Genomic DNA, 15,609 nt, shown 5'->3' on the forward strand with positions numbered 1-15,609 from the left:
ATGGAAAAAAAAATAGCAATTATCGGGATGGCGTGCCGCTTTCCCGGTGGCGTTGAGGGGCCGGACGACTTCTGGGAGCTGCTTCGCGACGAACGCGATGCAGTGACCGCCGTTCCGGCCGACCGGTTTGGCACGGCGTTTTACCAGCACCCGTCGAAACGTGAGCCGGGAAAGAGCTACACGTTTGCGGCGGGCGTTCTTGATGACGTCGCTGGCTTCGACGCCGCATTCTTCGGGATCTCGCCCCGCGAGGCGACCCAGATGGACCCGCAGCAGCGACTGCTTCTCGAACTTGCCTGGGAAGCGTTCGAGGATGCCGGCGTGCGTCCGGCGACGATGCGTGGCCGCGACTGCGGCGTGTTCGTCGGTGTCGCGACGATGGACTACGGCAACCGCACCATGGACGATCTGAATTCGATCGATCCTTATTCGGCGACCGGCAATGCACTCAGCATCGCGTCAAATCGTGTTTCCTATCTGTTCGATCTGCGCGGCCCGAGCATGTCGGTCGACACCGCGTGCTCGTCGTCTCTCGTTGCGCTTCATCAGGCCGTACAGGCGCTCCAGTCGGGCGAGACGGAGATGGCGCTCGCCGGCGGCGTCAACCTGCTGCTGCATCCGTTCGGCTTCGTCAGTTTCTCGAAGGCATCGATGCTCGCGCCGCGCGGCCGTTGCCGCGCATTCGACGCGACCGGCGACGGTTATATCCGCGCCGAAGGCGGCGCGTTCGTGCTACTCAAGCCGCTCGATCGGGCGCTGGCGGACGGCGATACCATTCACGCCGTCATCGCCGGGTCGGGCGTGAACTCGAACGGGCATTCGCATGGCGGTATCAACGTGCCTGCCGCGGCGACGCAGGCCGACCTGTTGCGCACGGTCTATCGGCGCGCGGGTGTCGATCCGCGCTCGCTGGCCTATCTGGAGGCGCACGGCACGGGAACCGCGGTCGGTGATCCCATTGAGGCTCGCGCGCTGATCGACGCAGTATCCGGTGGCCGGCCCGCGACGGATCCGCTGTTGATCGGCTCGGTCAAGACCAACATCGGGCACCTCGAAACCGCATCCGGCATGGCCGGCTTGCTGAAGGCCGTTCTGTGTCTGAAGCATCGGGCGGTGCCACGCTCGCTGCATTTCGAAACGCCCAATCCGGCAATCGACTTCGAAGGCGGCCGCCTGCGCGTGGTCGATCGCTTCACGCCACTCGAACGGGGCGAACATGAACTGCTTGCGATCGGCGTCAACTCGTTCGGATTTGGCGGCACCAACGCGCACGTCGTCCTGACCGAAGCGGCACGCCCGGGCGATCTGCATCCGCCTCGCGCGCACGCCCACAGCGAGTCCTTGCCGCCGCTCATGTTGACCGCGCGATCGCCTGGTGCGCTTGGCGCGCTTGCCGCGCGCTATCTCTCCCGCCTGCAGGCCGGAGCGGATTGGGCCGCGCTCGCGGCCACCGCGGCGCGTCGCCGGCAGTGGCTCGAACACCGCGCGGTCATCGCACCGGCCAATCTGGACGAGGGCCGTGAGGCACTGTCGGCCTTGGCCGAACCGTCCGATCGCGCGCTGCCGGCGTGCGTCGCGCAGGCGCAAGCGGCGCAGGCGGACTCAAAGGTCGCGTTCGTCTATGCGGGCAACGGCAGTCAGTGGGCCGGGATGGGCAAGCAACTCTATGCGCAGGACGCGGTGTTCCGCGCTGCGATGGATGAGGTCGATGTGCTTTGGCGCGCGGACGGGGCCGCATCGCTCGTCGCCGCGATGTGCGAAGGCGTCAGCGCAGAATGGCTCGCGGTGACGGAAAACGCGCAACCGCTTCTTTTCGCGATGCAGGTCGGCATAACGCGCGTCCTTACTGCGCGCGGCCTGCGCTTCGACGCGACGGTCGGCCATAGTGTCGGCGAGATCGCGGCGGCGTGGGCATCAGGTGCGCTGACGCTCGCGGAGAGCGTGCGCGTGATCCGCATTCGCAGCGCAGCGCAGGCGCTGACGCGCGGTACCGGCAGGATGGCCGCGGCCGGCGTCGGCGAAGCGGCCGCGCGCGAGCGGATCGCGCGGCTCGATCTGACGTCGGCCGTCGAGGTGGCCGGGGTCAACAGTCCGGAATCCGTGACGCTCGCCGGCTCGCAGGTCGGGCTCGAGGCCGTCGGCGCGGCGCTTGCCCGCGACGGTCATTTCTTTCAGATGCTCGATCTGGACTATGCATTCCACAGCAGCCGCATGGACGGCATCGAGGCCGTCGTGCGCGACGGGCTCTCCGATCTCGCTCCGCGCGACGGCAGCACGCGCTTCGTCTCGACGGTTACCGGCGATGTCCTGCGCGGGACCGGGCTCGACGTTGGCTACTGGTGGCGCAACATTCGCGAGCCGGTCCGCTTCGGCGCAGCGATCGCACGTCTCGCCAATGATCGTGTGCGCGTGTTCATCGAAGTGGCGCCGCATTCGATCCTGCGCATGTATGTCAAACAAACGCTCGATGCACTGAAGCTTTCGGGCGCCATCGTGCCGACGCTCAAGCGTCAGCACGACCGCGCGGAGATGCTCGCGCATTCGGTTCTTTCGGCGGTCGCGCACGGCGCGTGCGTCGATCTGGACCGCTTCGTTCCGGACGGGCCGCGCACCGCGTTGCCGACATATCCGTGGCAGCGCGAACGATACTGGCTCGAGTCGAGCGCCGAAGGCTACAACCTCGTGAATCGGCGTATCGATCATCCGCTGCTCGGCTACCGGCTGCATGAGCATGCGTTCGCGTGGGAGAACCAGCTCGATCCGCAACGCGTGCCGATGCTGGCCGATCACGTCGTCGATGGCGGTGTCGCGTTTCCGGGCGCGGGCTATGTCGAGATGGCGCTCGCCGCCGCGCGCGTATTCTTCGGCAAGCCGGATGCGGCCGTTGAGAATGTCGAAATCCGCATGCCGGTCGTGTTCCCGCCGCAGCAAGGGAAACTGTTCCGCCTGATCGTCGATGCGCGCACCGCGTCTTTCACGATCGAGACGCGCGACCGCATGAGCGACGCCTCGTGGAACCTCAACGTGACGGGGCGGCTGCTCGAGAGCGGCAACACGCTCCATGCGGACAGTGCGGCCGATGCATCGGCGATCGCCCGTCTCGAGGCGTGCTTCGTGATGGCCGGCGACGCGCTCTACGCGAGTACGACCGCGATCGGGTTGAGTTATGGGCCGGCCTTCCGCTGGGTGAAGACCGTGCAGGTGTCGGGCGACGACGCGCTGGCCGATCTCGAAGCGCCCCCGATCCTCAACGATGCAAACGCGCTCGCCGGCTATCTGCTGCATCCCGCGCTGATGGACAGCGGTTTCCATCCTCTGTTTGCCGTGCTGGGCAAGACCGGCGCCGCGCCTGACGAGGCGCGGGCGGCGTTCGTTCCCGTGCAGATCGGCCGCATCGATTTCCTGCGCGGCGATTCGGTGCGGCGTGTGCTCGCGCGCATCCATCGCCGCAGCCCGCACTCGATCGTCGCATCGTTCGCATTCCTCGATGCCAACGGCGCAATCGTCGCGCGCATGTCCGATTGCCGTTTCCGTCGCGTCGATCTGACTGCCCGGCGGCACGTCGCGCCGGCGCGCTTTGCCTATGCGCTGGAAGCACGACCGTTGCAGGACGGCTTCAGCGCCGATGGACTGCCATCGCCGGCCGCGCTCGTCGAGCGCGCGAACGCGCAGGTGTTGTCGGGCGAAGAAGGCGCGAACCGTACGCGTCATCTGACCGAAATGCTGCCGATTCTCGACGTGCTCGCGGGCCTGCATGCGCTCGAAGCGCTCGAGGCGCTGGATGCGTTTGCGCAACCGGCGTTGCCCGTGCATTCAAATCAGCGGATCGTGGCGCGGCTCGCGGAAATCGTCGTCGAAGACGGTCTCGCCTATCTCGACGGCGAGCGCCTCGTGCGCGCCGATGTGACTTGCGCGGCGATGCCCGCGCGCGACGCGTTGTGGCGCGACGTGCTTGTGGCGTCACCCGCGCATGTGGCCGAATTGACGTTGCTCGCGCATCTCGGCGCCGCGCTGCCGCGCGTGCTGCGCGGCGCGTCGCCGGTTGCCGCCGTGCTGCTTTCGCCGACGGGACGCAGTCTCGTCGAACAGTTTTTCGATTCGTCGCCGACCTGGACGCATGCGCGCGCGATGCTCGCCGCGTGCGTCGGACAGGCAGTGGCGGCGTGGCCGCAAACGCGGCGTCTGCGCGTGCTGGAAATCGGCGCGTCGAGCGGCGACGTGCTGCAGCCGCTCGATATCGACGTGCCGGCCGCGCGCTGCGAATACACGCTGGCCGGCACGCAGCAGCAGCTCGCCGGCTTCGAAGCGGAAGGGCGCTCGCACGTGCAGACGCTTTTGCTTGAAGCCGGTGAGCCACCGTTTTCGCGATGCCGCGACAAGGCGCCGTTCGATGTAATCGTCGTCAACCGGACGCTCGGCGAACAGGCAGACCCGCTCGCGATGCTGACGGCGATCGTCGAACGGCTCGTGCCGGGCGGGATCGTCATGATCGCCGACGCGCGCCGCAGCCGTTTCGCGGACATCGTGTTCGGCATGTCGGGTAGCGAAGTGTCCGCGGCGACCCATGGCGCATTGTCTCCAGCCGTGATCGCGTCGCTCTGTGAGTGCGCTGGTTTGACCGATATCGTGCGCGACATTGAAGGCAACCTCGATATGGAGGGCGTACCGACTTTCGTCGTCGCGCGCAAGCCGGTCGCCGCGAATCAGGTCGCCAGGCGGCATGGCGATGGCGCGCACTGGCTCCTCGTGCACGACGAGAACGATGCCTTCGGCGCCGCGTTGTCCGGCGAGCTTGCCCGTCTCGGCTGCCATGTCGAAACGGCGTCCGTGCGCGATGCCACCGCGTGGTCGGCGCGACAGCCGGCGCAGCAACGGTCGCATATCGTATTCACTGCGCCGTATACGCACGTCGACGACGCCAGTGGCGCCGACGTGATGCGTGCGCAAGAGGGCGGGGCGATATCGCTTGCGGCGCTCGTGCGGGAAATCGATGCAACTGGCGCGGCAGAGCGCGTTCAACTGTGCGTCGTGACGCAGGGCGGGGCGCCGTTCGCCGAGGGTGCAACGTCGCATCCGGAACAGGCAACGCTCTGGGGACTTGGGCGGGTGATCGCGAACGAGCATCCGGCGCTGTCGACGCGCCTGATCGACGTCGGTCCTGCCGGCGAACAGCACGCGGCGCGTCTGGCGCAGACGCTGCTCGACGACGATGGCGAGGAAGAAGTGCTGCTCGCGCCGCACGGCCGCTACGTTCCACGCATGCTGGCGGCGCCCGAGGCGCAAGGACGCAGGGGCGTCGAATCGAGGCCGCCGCACGCGGTGCTTGCGTTCGACATGCCCGGATCGCTGCGCAACCTCGAATGGTTCGCATTGCCGGCGCGCGAACCGGGACGCGACGAAGTGGAGATCGAGCCCGTCGCGACCGGCCTCAACTTCCGCGATGTGATGTACGCGATGGGACTGCTCTCCGACGAAGCCGTCGAAACTGGCTTCGCGGGCGCGACGATCGGCATGGAGCTGTCGGGCCGGGTCGTCCGGGTCGGCGCGGACGTCGAAGGCTGGGCACCGGGCGACCCGGTCCTCGGCTTCGCTCCTGCGTCGTTCGCGACGCGCGTGTACACCCGCGCGTCGGCGATCGCGCGCAAGCCCGAGGGCATGTCGTTCGAAGAGGCCGCGACGATTCCGACGACCTTCTTCACCGCGTACTACGCACTGTGCGAGCTCGCGCGGCTGCGGCGCGGCGAGCGGGTCCTCGTGCACGGCGGCGCCGGCGGCGTCGGCATCGCGGCGATCCAGATCGCGCGAAATCTCGGCGCGGAAGTGTTCGTCACGGCGGGCAGCGACGAAAAGCGCGAGTTCGTCCGTCTGCTCGGCGCCGACCACGTGTTCGACTCGCGCAGCCTCGCGTTCGCGGATGAAATTCGCGCCTGCACACACGGCCAGGGCGTCGATATCGTGCTCAATTCGCTCGCCGGCGAGGCGATGGTGCGCAGCATCGAGACGCTACGGCCGTTCGGACGTTTCCTCGAGTTGGGCAAGCGCGATTTCTATGAGAACAGTCAGATCGGCTTGCGCCCGTTCCGCAACAACATCAGCTATTTCGGCATCGACGCGGACCAGTTGATGGGCGCGCTCCCCGATCTCACGACGCGTCTGTTCAAAGAAGTGATGGCGCTATTCGCGAGCGGCGTGCTGCATCCACTGCCGTATCGCGCGTTTCCCGCGGCTCGCGCGGAGCAGGCGTTCCGCTACATGCAGCAGGCGCGTCAGATCGGCAAGGTGCTCGTGACGTATCCGTCGGGCACGCCTGCGCCGACGCGCGGCGTCGCCCAGCCGAAGACATTCACGCTGAATCCGGATGCGGCCTATCTGATTGTCGGGGGAACGGGCGGACTCGGGTTCGCGACCGCGCGCTGGATGGTCGCGCGCGGCGCACGCCACCTGACGCTCGCGAGCCGCGCCGGCGCGCTCGATCCTCAGAAGCAGGCGCAGGTCGAACGCTGGCGCGACGAAGACGGCGTGACCGTGTCCGTGGCGGCATGCGACGTTACCCATGGCGAGGCGCTCGACCAGCTGATCGATGCGATTGAGCGCCGCGGCACGCCGCTCAAGGGCGTGCTGCATTCGGCGATGCGTATCGACGATGGCCTGCTGCGCAACTTCGACGATGCACGGTTTGCGGCCGTGCTCGAACCGAAGGTCGCAGGCGCGTGGAACCTGCATCGCGCAACGCAACGGCGCTCGCTCGATTTCTTCGTGCTGTATTCCTCTGCCACCACTTACCTCGGCAATCCGGGGCAGGGTGCGTACGTCGCTGCAAACAGTTTCCTCGAGGCGCTCGTCGCCCATCGTCGCGCGGCCGGGCTGCCCGCTACCTTCATGGCGTGGGGGCCGATCGAAGACGTCGGCTTCCTCGCGCATCACAGCGAGACGCGCGACGCGCTGCAGGCACGGATCGGCGGTGCGTCGATCACGTCCGATGAGGCAATGCCCGCGCTCGAGCGGACGCTGGCGAGCGGTCATGCCGGTGAAGCGGTGGTGCGTCTCGATTGGCACGCGATCGCGCGCGGCATGCCCGCCGCGCAGGCGCGCCGTTACCTGGCGCTGCAGACTGGCGGAGCGGCGGAGACGCCGGGAGAGGACGTCGTGTTGCTGGAGCAATTGCGCGCGCTCGCGCCCGCGGAAACAGTGGCGCTGGTCGAAACGGCGCTGCGCAGCCAGATCGCGCGCATCCTTCACATGTCCCCGGATCGAGTCGAAGCCGAACGGTCCGTTCTCGATCTCGGCATGGACTCGTTGATGGGAATGGAGCTCGGTATGGCCGTCGAGGAAACATTCGGCGTCAAGCTGTCGATCATGGCGATCGCGGAAGGTGCAAGCGTCCATACGCTTGCCGTGCGCATCGTCGATTTGCTCGACGATCGCGGCACGGGCGAGGGCGCGGCCGGGTCGGAGGAACAACTCGCGGCGCTCGCCGCACGACACGCGCTCGACGACGACGACGCGCGTACGTTGCTCGAACGCAACCAGGATCAAGGGAATCGGGGAGCTGCACCATGCAAGTCGACGCCGGCGTTTGCCGAGTGAAATTGCCGCCGGGCTGGCAAGCCGATGAAGGCACGCTGGCGAAACCGCTCGCGCTGTCGGGGCGTGGTCTGCACACCGGGCGACGCGTGAACGTGCGGATCCTGCCGGTCGCGCCATCGGGCGAGCGCCACGGTGTCGTGTTCCGGCGGGTCCGCGACGGGCGCGAACTCGGCGTACTCCCAGCCGATCCCGCGCTGCGCCACGGCCAGCCGCTCTGCACGATGCTGCGCACGACCGATGGCATTGGCGTGCGCACGGTCGAGCATCTACTCGCGTCGCTGGTCGCCTGTGAGATCGATCACGCGATCGTCGAGCTCGACGCGGAAGAGGTGCCCATTCTCGACGGCAGCGCGCAGCCGTGGATCGACGCGATCATGGCCTGCGGCCGCACCGCGTTGCCGCGGCCGAAGCGGTTTCTGCGCGTGCTGAAGCCGGTGAACGTCGTCGATGGCACAGGCGCCGCACGTCGCGAAATGCGCGCCGAACCTGCAGAGCACTACGAAATGAGCGTGCACAACGACGACCTCACGGGCTTTGGCGACATGCATTGGAGCGGTCGCATCACGCCACGCACCTTCGTTGACGAGATCGCGTCGTCGCGTTCTTACGGACAGGTCAAATGGGCCGTGCCGGCGATCGTCGCAGGCTATCTGACCAGGATGCCGATCCTGCGCGGCGCGCGGCTCTCCTGCACGGCGGCGATCGTCGGCAAGCGCGTGGTCGGCGGCCTGCGACAACCGGACGAGTTTGTGAGACACCGCGTGCTCGATCTCGTCGGCGATCTGTCGCTGGCGGGTGGGCCGTTGCTCGGGCGCGTATCGGCGACGCGGCCCAGCCACGAAATGAACTACAGGCTGCTCGCCGAGCTGCTCAACACGCCCGGTGCGTGCGAGTGGGTCGACGCGACCGCGTGACACAACGCACCGGACAAACCGGTCGTAAGGGGATTACATGAGCATCGGGGAACACCTTCGCCAGCAACTCGCGGCGAAAGCACTGAAGCGGCAACTGGAGCGCGCGACCGAAGAGGCTGCGGCGCCCGGTGTGCCTGACGCGCCTGGCGCGCAGACCCTGTCGGCGCGCAGCCGGTTCGAATCGATGCCGCAATATCAGCAGGTGAAGATCATGCGCGAGATGGGCGAGAAGTTGCGCGTCGACTCGCCGTTTTTTCGCGTGCACGAAGGCGTCGCGGGCGCAACGACCTGCATCGGCGGACGCGAATACGTGAACTTCGCGAACTACAACTATCTCGGACTGGCGGGCGATCCTGTCGTGTCGGCGCGCGCAAAAGCCGCGATCGACCGCTACGGCACGTCGGCTTCGGCGAGCCGGATCGTCGCGGGCGAGCGGCCCGTGCAGCGTGCGCTCGAAGAGGCGCTGGCATCGTTCTACGAAACGGACGACTGCGTCGCGTTCGTGAGCGGCCATGCGACGAACGTGACGGTGATCGGCGCGCTGTTCGGACCGGGCGACCTGATTGTTCACGATGCGCGCGCGCACAACAGCATCGTGCAGGGCGCGCAACTGAGCGGCGCGAAACGTCTCGGCTTTGCGCACAACGACTGGCAGGCGCTCGACGAACTGTTGACGCGCGTGAGACGTGAGTACCGGCACGTGCTCATCGCGATCGAAGGCCTGTACAGCATGGACGGTGATTATCCCGACCTGCGGCGTTTCGTCGAAGTGAAGGAGCGTCATGGCGCGTTCCTGATGGTCGATGAAGCGCATTCGCTTGGCGTGCTCGGCGCGACGGGCAAGGGGATTCGCGAACACTGCGGCGTCGCGTCCGAATCCGTCGATCTCTGGATGGGCACGATGAGCAAGACGCTGGCCGGGTGTGGCGGCTTCATCGCCGGCTGCCAACCGCTCGCCGACATGCTGCGCTACCTCGCGCCTGGCTTCCTGTATAGCGTTGGGCTCGCGCCGACCCTTGCCGAGGCGTCGCTGGCCGCGCTGGAACGGCTTCTGTCGGAGCCCGAACGCGTCGCGCAACTCCAGGCGCGCGGGCAGCAGTTCCTGACCGAAGCGCGCGCGGCTGGCTTCGACACTGGCGAGGGTGCGGGTTTTGCCGTCGTGCCCATCATCACGGGCAGTTCGGTGAAGGCGGCGCAGTGGGCAAATGCGATGTTCGACGAAGGCATCAACGTGCAGCCGATCTTCTATCCGGCTGTCGAAGAAAGGGCTGCGCGCCTGCGCTTCTTCATCTGCTCGACGCATCAGCCTGAGCAGATCAGTCGCACCATCGCGACGCTGGCGCGGATCGCGAGACGATGAGCACTGTGCTGAATGCGGCGTACAAAGCCGTCGAGATCGTCGAGTCGTCAAAGCCGGCTTCCGGCATCAGCGGACTAAGGTGCCGTCGCGCTCGCATTGAGGATGCCGTTCAATGCGCGCCGCTGATCTACGCATCGGGCGAGCACGAGTTCGATTACTTTCTCGGCGTGCCGCCCGGCGCGTGTATCGCGTTTCTGGAATCGGCGTTCCGGTCATCGGCGGGACGCTTCTCGTATCGACGGCATTACGTCGCCGCCGATTCGAGCGGCGCCGTTCTCGGGATACTGGCGGCGCATGACGGCTGCGCAATCCTCTGGGACGATCCGCACATTGTGTGGGCGCTTGTGCGCTTCTTCGGCGTGCGACGTGCCGTTGGCATGTTGCTGCGAGGCGTCGTCCTCGAAAGCGAGTTACCGAAGCCCCGGCGCAACCAGCTGCTGATGGCGCATTGCGCGACAGTGGCAAGGGCAAGGAGCAGAGGTGTGTTCAGCGCACTGTTTCAGCATGCCATCGAGACTGGCATGGTCAATCTCGACAACGGCAAGCAGCTCGTGCTCGATGTGCTCATCAGCAATCAGCCAGCCAGAGCGCTCTATGAACGCCTTGGCTTTGCCCCGGCGGCGGCCGGACGCATGCGATCCCGCCGGCTTCCAGCTGCGCTGCAGTCGACCCGCATGCAGCTCGATGCAACACCAGGCAACCGGGAAGGACAATCGTGAAGAAACAGGATGTCGCTGTCGTGTTCGGAACGCGGCCTGAAGCCGTGAAAATGGCCCCACTCGTCCATGCGCTCCGTGCATCGCGCCATCTGAACCCGGTGGTCATCGTGACTGCGCAGCATCGGGAGATGCTGGATCGGACGCTCGGGATTTTCAACATCGTTCCCGACTACGACCTGGATCTGATGCGTCCGAATCAAGGGCTCAGCGAACTGACTGCGCGGCTGACGCTTTCTCTCGACGACGTCCTGAAGGATGTGAAACCAGATGCGATGCTCGTGCAAGGCGATACAACAAGTGTCTTCGCAGCATCGTTGGTGGCGTTCTATCATCGTATTCCGGTGGGCCACGTAGAAGCCGGCTTGCGGACCCGCGACATGCGCAATCCGTTTCCCGAAGAGATGAATCGCGTTTTGACGGGGCGTCTTGCGGACTGGCATTTTGCCCCTACGAGATCGGCTGTGGATAATCTGCTCGAGGAAGGTGTGAGGCCGGACTCCGTGTTCATGACGGGGAACACGGTTATCGATGCGCTGCTCGAAGCGCGTAAAAAGCCGGAGGCGGCGCCGCGCACGGTGGCGCAGGGCCGCAGAATGATTCTGGTAACGGCGCATCGCCGTGAAAATTTCGGGGAGCCGCTCGCGAATATCTGCCTTGCTGTTCTTCGACTTCTGGAAACCAATCCCGACCTGGATGTGCTGTTTCCTGTTCACCCGAATCCCAATGTCTCGGCGGTGGTGCGCGCCGTGCTCGCGGACCATCCTCGTGTCACCTTGTGTGAACCGCTTGACTACCTGTCATTCATTTCGGCCATGGACGCGGCTTACTTCGTGATGAGCGACTCCGGGGGCATTCAGGAGGAAGCGCCCGCGCTCGGAAAGCCAGTGCTGGTCTTGCGAGAAGAAACCGAGCGTGCTGAAGCTATTTCTTTTGGCGTCGCAGAGTTGGTTGGCACGGGTACGAACCGGATCTTCCAGCGAGCGCAGAACCTGCTTTCGAACAAGGATGCGTATCGTCGCATGGCGACTGGCGCGTCGCCCTATGGAGACGGTCACGCTTCGGCGCGCATCGTTTCGATATTGGAGAAGTCGCTTGCGGGCAACACGTCCTCTGAGCAGAGGTTGCTGCAGACGGAAGTGTAAGTTCGAAAACCAGGCATGCTGCGATAGCTGACGCGTACACCATCGCCTCAACTTGCTCCACGACCTTCAGAAGAACCGACAAAGAATGGCGTTTGTGGTTCGCATTGTTCGACGGCTTAGCTAACGTCCCGCACTATCCCAATCGCCGAAAGTTGCCGCACACATTGGTGCCTGTACGTAGCGCCCGAGAGACGACGTCGTTGTATTTACGTCAACGCCTCGAGTGCGATCGGTGAGAATCTCCGACAACAACAATTATCGAACAATGGCAGATTCCAAAATCGAAAAACCACGAGAGAGCGACCCACTACGAGTTCGAGGACGCAGGCCAGGAGAACCTCTCATCGGTCTTCCACGACGGCTTGCCGAGTGGGGCGACTGCTTACATGGGAAGGACAACTGACCCGGACATGCCTGGTTAATCTAGTTTCACTCGGCCCTGTCCGCGCCAGCGAATGGGCAGCCGATTTGCGTGAGCACCGCCCGGACTGGACTTACGGGTGCCAGCGATATAGAACTTCCCTTGACTCGGTAATATGGGCGTTGTGTTGACCGGTTTGTACAATGCTATCGACTTCATTCGACGCTCGACTACGTCAGCCCCACGACTTTCGAGAAGGCCTGGTTCACAGCACAGCAAGGCGACGCTGCATAACATCCTCGGTTACGAAATTCGCCAGACGGGGGCAAGGTCAGATAAACCGCCGTTCACCTGCCGTGCCGCCCCGTTTTGAGAGTTGCAAATATGCTGCGCCTAAAGAACCATTTACGCCAAACGAAGCAAACATGAACACTCCTTCGCTATTACCGGTACACGACTGGCACATTGACACGACAGATCTGCGCGTCGCGTTGCGTTTCTGTGCAGAAGGGTCCCCGGACGGTTCGGTCACGGCAGGCGAACACGGCTTTGTTTTGACAGCGGAGCACGCGCGCCAGGTAATCCGTGACCTGAGCGCAGCGGTGCTCGCAAGCGACCTCGAAAAACTCCTTGAAGGGCCAGCCGGTGCAAGCTGATCACGCCGACATGGGCTCGCTCCGTCAGCGGCGTGTTCAACGGCTCTCCGGGCGCAGCGTCGAAGCGTACGCGCGCCGCGCTGGCCAGCAATGACGCGTCCGGCCGACGTCTATATGCGCTTTCTGCAACTGGCGGCAGAGCCATTGCGCGCGTCGCCGGGCTTATCGGCGCTTGATCCGCTGGAGGCACGCATCCTGCAAGCGGTTGCCCTCTCCCGACAGACTGGGGAACGTCTGTCGGTCAGGGACATGATGGCGAAAAGCGAACTCGGCTCGCCGGCCACGCTGCATGCACGTCTGAAATCGATGCGCGAAAAGGGCTGGATTCGGCTGGGCGACACCGAGGACAGCAGGCGCAAGCAGCTCAAACTCACGCCCGCTGCGCTTCTGCATCTGGACTGGCTGGCACAGTGCATCGTGACGGCGATGAAGAAAACCTGACGACGGCTGCGCCGAAACGGATAGCGGTCAATCCAGCGACGACATGGACTACGTGGTGGATTCGGTGCGCATCATCTCGGCAGCGTGCTTTGGCCAGCGCGAGTGCGAACAGCAGCGTGCGCTTCGGCGCAAGTATCCATTCCGTCAGGCGCGTGCGCACCTGCGCGATGACCGTTTTTACCGAACGCCACGCACATTTAACCCTGATTTCCGCGGTCCGCTTGCGTACCCGCGAGCCAACCGTGACCTGCTTTCGCACGCGCTCAACCAAAGTTACACCCTGGTCCGTTCGATAGCTTCGCCATAACCATTCACAGCAGCGTCGGTCAGCCGTCCCACGCTACGGCGTACCGCGTCTCTGGGCGGCTTGCCACACGCGGCCTAGTCCGCCGAGTGCCCCCACCAGCGCAAAGTCACGAATAGGGGCCATATTTGGATCCTGTTTTTCCAATCATGTCTTCGTGCCACGATGCAACATCGGTAAAGTGACTGGCTGGTGCGTCGGGTTGCGAAAGCGCAGTAATTCTGACGCAAGACCGCACCGCACGCACACTTTTCAAGCGATCAGGTGTCACGCTGGCACAGAAACAACTGGTGCCTACGACCTGCCCATGTCAACGAGAATCCAGGTGGCATTTCAGGTGGTTTGAGGTCTTGGTGAATTACTGGGAGTGCCTGTGGGATTCTGTGGCGGAGATAACGTATTGATTGGTGATATTAACCATTAACTCCCAGTTCGCGACGGTGCTGGATGTTGCTCCGGACAGAAAGTACTGTTCACGCCTTCATTGCGCACATTTTCAACCGGTTTTTTCAAAGCGCGATTTTGCTAAAGTCCGCGCGCGTTTTGCCGAAAACGTCATCATGAACACGCCGAAACCATCCGAAGCCGCGATCATCGATGCTGCGGTACAAACCCTGAAACTCCTCTGCAGGATTCGAGGGGTAGAGCCAGAAGATCTCGACGACACGGAGGTCGATAAGCTTCTCTGGAGTTCGTTCGAAGAGTATCTCGGCAGCGGCTCGATCATCGCCGATACGGCTTTTGCCAGGCGGCCTTAGGGGATACCTGCCGCGCGGCGGTTAGTCTGGGTGCCGTTCTGCGATTGTGGTTGTTCAATCTGTGACCATTACTTCAATTGCCTCGGGCTTGTCCAGCCGGAATTCGCGAATCCGGCCCGCGCGGACATCGAGCAGCAAGCGGTTTAGCGTATCCACTTCCTGTAGCCTTACGTCAGCCTCGCCAACCCGCAGATGGTCAATCCCCTCTGGCATCGCGCGCCGCACCCCAAGCAGATACGCTACGGCGCTCGCTCGTGTCATGAAAAAATGTTGCATCCTGCCCGAACCCTTACCTCTGTATCAAACACCCAGTTGACTGGCGAATGCCCTGACGCGCGTCGCGCTGTAACAAGCGTATAAAGCTATTAGCGTGTGACTGATTCCGGCCCCAGTGCGGCGAGGATAGCATTGGGTGAGTTCAAGCAGTGCCGAGTGATATACGGCGGGCAACGCCACATCGTCCATGCACGCCAGGGTAACGCCAATACCGTGTCGAAATGACCGGTGACCTGGTGACCTTCGCGTGCTGTAACGTCTTGAGGTACTGCAGGACTGCATCAACCTATCCGTTAGCGGCACCCGTGTTGACAGTGTCGCGCGGTTAGATGTCAACAATCTTTCGCAGCAAAGCGTAAGAGACCCGCCAATGGCCTTCCGAATCATTAACGGCGATAGACGCAGTTTTCGCGTTGAGCCGGACGATGATGCCGACCCGCTCGCTCAGATGTTTGTCGGTGAAGCCGACGGTGTCGCCGATGAAAAATTCCTCCCGTCGTGCTCGCGGTGGCGGCGACGCAGGAGCGGGAGTTGGGCCGCGCGCAGTGTCGGGGATAACCGCTGCGTATAGCACCGACCAACGCTGACGGCTCTGGTTGTCCTGGATCACCGCCTGGGTTTGCCTCAGCTCCACCACCGTGCCGTGCGAAGGTGGTGCGAGCGGATCGCCCCCGATATAACTGACCTCCGTTCCCAGGTGCAAGTGTTGACGTACTTCGAGAATGCGTCGCGGGTCGTCCAGCATTTTGCCGATGGTGAGATAGAGGCGATACAACTCGGCGCTGGGCGCCTGCCGAAGCGAGTCGAGAATGTCCATGAATGGGTAGGCGTTTAACGGGCGGGCGGCAACAGTTCCTGCACGTGATCGACACGACGGCAACTTCTCAAGTGTGTCCTTGAGCCGTGCATCGGCTCGAAGTCGTTCAGCCGAGCCGTGCCGAGCAGCGAATACATCGTAGCGGCGGCAGGGCGCCACGCGGCGAGCCCGCGAATGTCCAATTGGCTCTCCCTAGGGCGATAGGGCGAATCTGACGCTCGAGGGCGTTATGCCGACTCCGGCATTATGCCGCGTCGTGAACCCGGACGGCCGT

The 15,609-nt window shown here is 64.2% G+C and carries 10 protein-coding genes and 1 pseudogene; 8 read left to right on the forward strand and 3 right to left on the reverse strand.

Features of this window, described 5'->3' with window-relative positions; genetic code table 11:
- The 8 genes from BLW71_RS38015 (at position 1) to BLW71_RS41325 (ending at position 14,242) form a co-directional block, all read left to right on the forward strand.
- A complete protein-coding gene (locus tag BLW71_RS38015) occupies positions 1-7,587 on the forward strand; it encodes a type I polyketide synthase (protein ID WP_091809601.1) in 7,587 nt (2,528 codons plus the stop codon).
- On the forward strand, positions 7,584-8,501 hold the full coding sequence (locus BLW71_RS38020) for a UDP-3-O-acyl N-acetylglycosamine deacetylase (protein WP_177205228.1): 918 nt from the start codon (positions 7,584-7,586) through the stop codon (positions 8,499-8,501). The genes BLW71_RS38015 and BLW71_RS38020 overlap by 4 nt, the downstream gene beginning before the upstream one ends.
- Positions 8,502-8,538: 37 nt before the next feature.
- A complete protein-coding gene (locus tag BLW71_RS38025; RefSeq protein WP_091809605.1) occupies positions 8,539-9,861 on the forward strand; it encodes an aminotransferase class I/II-fold pyridoxal phosphate-dependent enzyme in 1,323 nt (440 codons plus the stop codon).
- A complete protein-coding gene (locus BLW71_RS38030) occupies positions 9,858-10,580 on the forward strand; it encodes a GNAT family N-acetyltransferase (protein ID WP_091809607.1) in 723 nt (240 codons plus the stop codon). The genes BLW71_RS38025 and BLW71_RS38030 overlap by 4 nt, the downstream gene beginning before the upstream one ends.
- Positions 10,577-11,722 (forward strand): non-hydrolyzing UDP-N-acetylglucosamine 2-epimerase, encoded by a 1,146-nt coding sequence (gene wecB / locus BLW71_RS38035; protein ID WP_091809609.1) that lies wholly within the window; start codon positions 10,577-10,579, stop codon positions 11,720-11,722. The genes BLW71_RS38030 and wecB overlap by 4 nt, the downstream gene beginning before the upstream one ends.
- Positions 11,723-12,829: 1,107 nt before the next feature.
- Positions 12,830-13,180 carry a MarR family transcriptional regulator gene (locus BLW71_RS38045; protein WP_091809613.1) on the forward strand — a complete coding sequence of 117 codons (351 nt, stop codon included), beginning with the start codon at positions 12,830-12,832 and terminating at the stop codon, positions 13,178-13,180.
- Positions 13,181-13,223: 43 nt separating this feature from the next.
- Positions 13,224-13,487 carry a hypothetical protein gene (locus BLW71_RS38050; protein ID WP_091809616.1) on the forward strand — a complete coding sequence of 88 codons (264 nt, stop codon included), beginning with the start codon at positions 13,224-13,226 and terminating at the stop codon, positions 13,485-13,487.
- Between the two features lie 401 nt (positions 13,488-13,888).
- Positions 13,889-14,242, forward strand: coding sequence for a hypothetical protein (locus BLW71_RS41325; protein WP_143048439.1), 354 nt, complete (start codon positions 13,889-13,891; stop codon positions 14,240-14,242).
- Positions 14,243-14,296: 54 nt separating this feature from the next.
- On the opposite strand, the gene BLW71_RS38060 is transcribed toward BLW71_RS41325, so the two are convergent.
- The 3 genes and pseudogenes from BLW71_RS38060 to BLW71_RS42845 form a co-directional block, all read right to left on the reverse strand.
- Entirely contained in the window at positions 14,297-14,518 is a 222-nt protein-coding gene (locus tag BLW71_RS38060) for a hypothetical protein (RefSeq protein ID WP_143048440.1), read from the reverse strand.
- A gap of 325 nt (positions 14,519-14,843) precedes the next feature.
- A complete protein-coding gene (locus tag BLW71_RS38065; protein ID WP_091809623.1) occupies positions 14,844-15,335 on the reverse strand; it encodes a hypothetical protein in 492 nt (163 codons plus the stop codon).
- Between the two features lie 106 nt (positions 15,336-15,441).
- A pseudogene (locus BLW71_RS42845) lies at positions 15,442-15,552 on the reverse strand (hypothetical protein); the annotation flags it as partial.
- Positions 15,553-15,609: the final 57 nt, after the last annotated feature.

Source organism: Burkholderia sp. WP9 (genome assembly GCF_900104795.1).
Classification (GTDB): Bacteria; Pseudomonadota; Gammaproteobacteria; order Burkholderiales; family Burkholderiaceae; genus Paraburkholderia.

Bases quoted from the DNA above. Each gene is read 5' to 3' on its own strand.
- BLW71_RS38015 (WP_091809601.1), top strand. From the start codon at position 1: ATGGAAAAAAAAATAGCAATTATCGGGATGGCGTGCCGCTTTCCCGGT.
- BLW71_RS38025 (WP_091809605.1), top strand. From the start codon at position 8,539: ATGAGCATCGGGGAACACCTTCGCCAGCAACTCGCGGCGAAAGCACTG.
- BLW71_RS38030 (WP_091809607.1), top strand. From the start codon at position 9,858: ATGAGCACTGTGCTGAATGCGGCGTACAAAGCCGTCGAGATCGTCGAG.
- BLW71_RS38045 (WP_091809613.1), top strand. From the start codon at position 12,830: ATGACGCGTCCGGCCGACGTCTATATGCGCTTTCTGCAACTGGCGGCA.
- BLW71_RS38050 (WP_091809616.1), top strand. From the start codon at position 13,224: ATGGACTACGTGGTGGATTCGGTGCGCATCATCTCGGCAGCGTGCTTT.
- BLW71_RS38060 (WP_143048440.1), bottom strand. From the start codon at position 14,518: ATGCAACATTTTTTCATGACACGAGCGAGCGCCGTAGCGTATCTGCTT.
- BLW71_RS38065 (WP_091809623.1), bottom strand. From the start codon at position 15,335: ATGGACATTCTCGACTCGCTTCGGCAGGCGCCCAGCGCCGAGTTGTAT.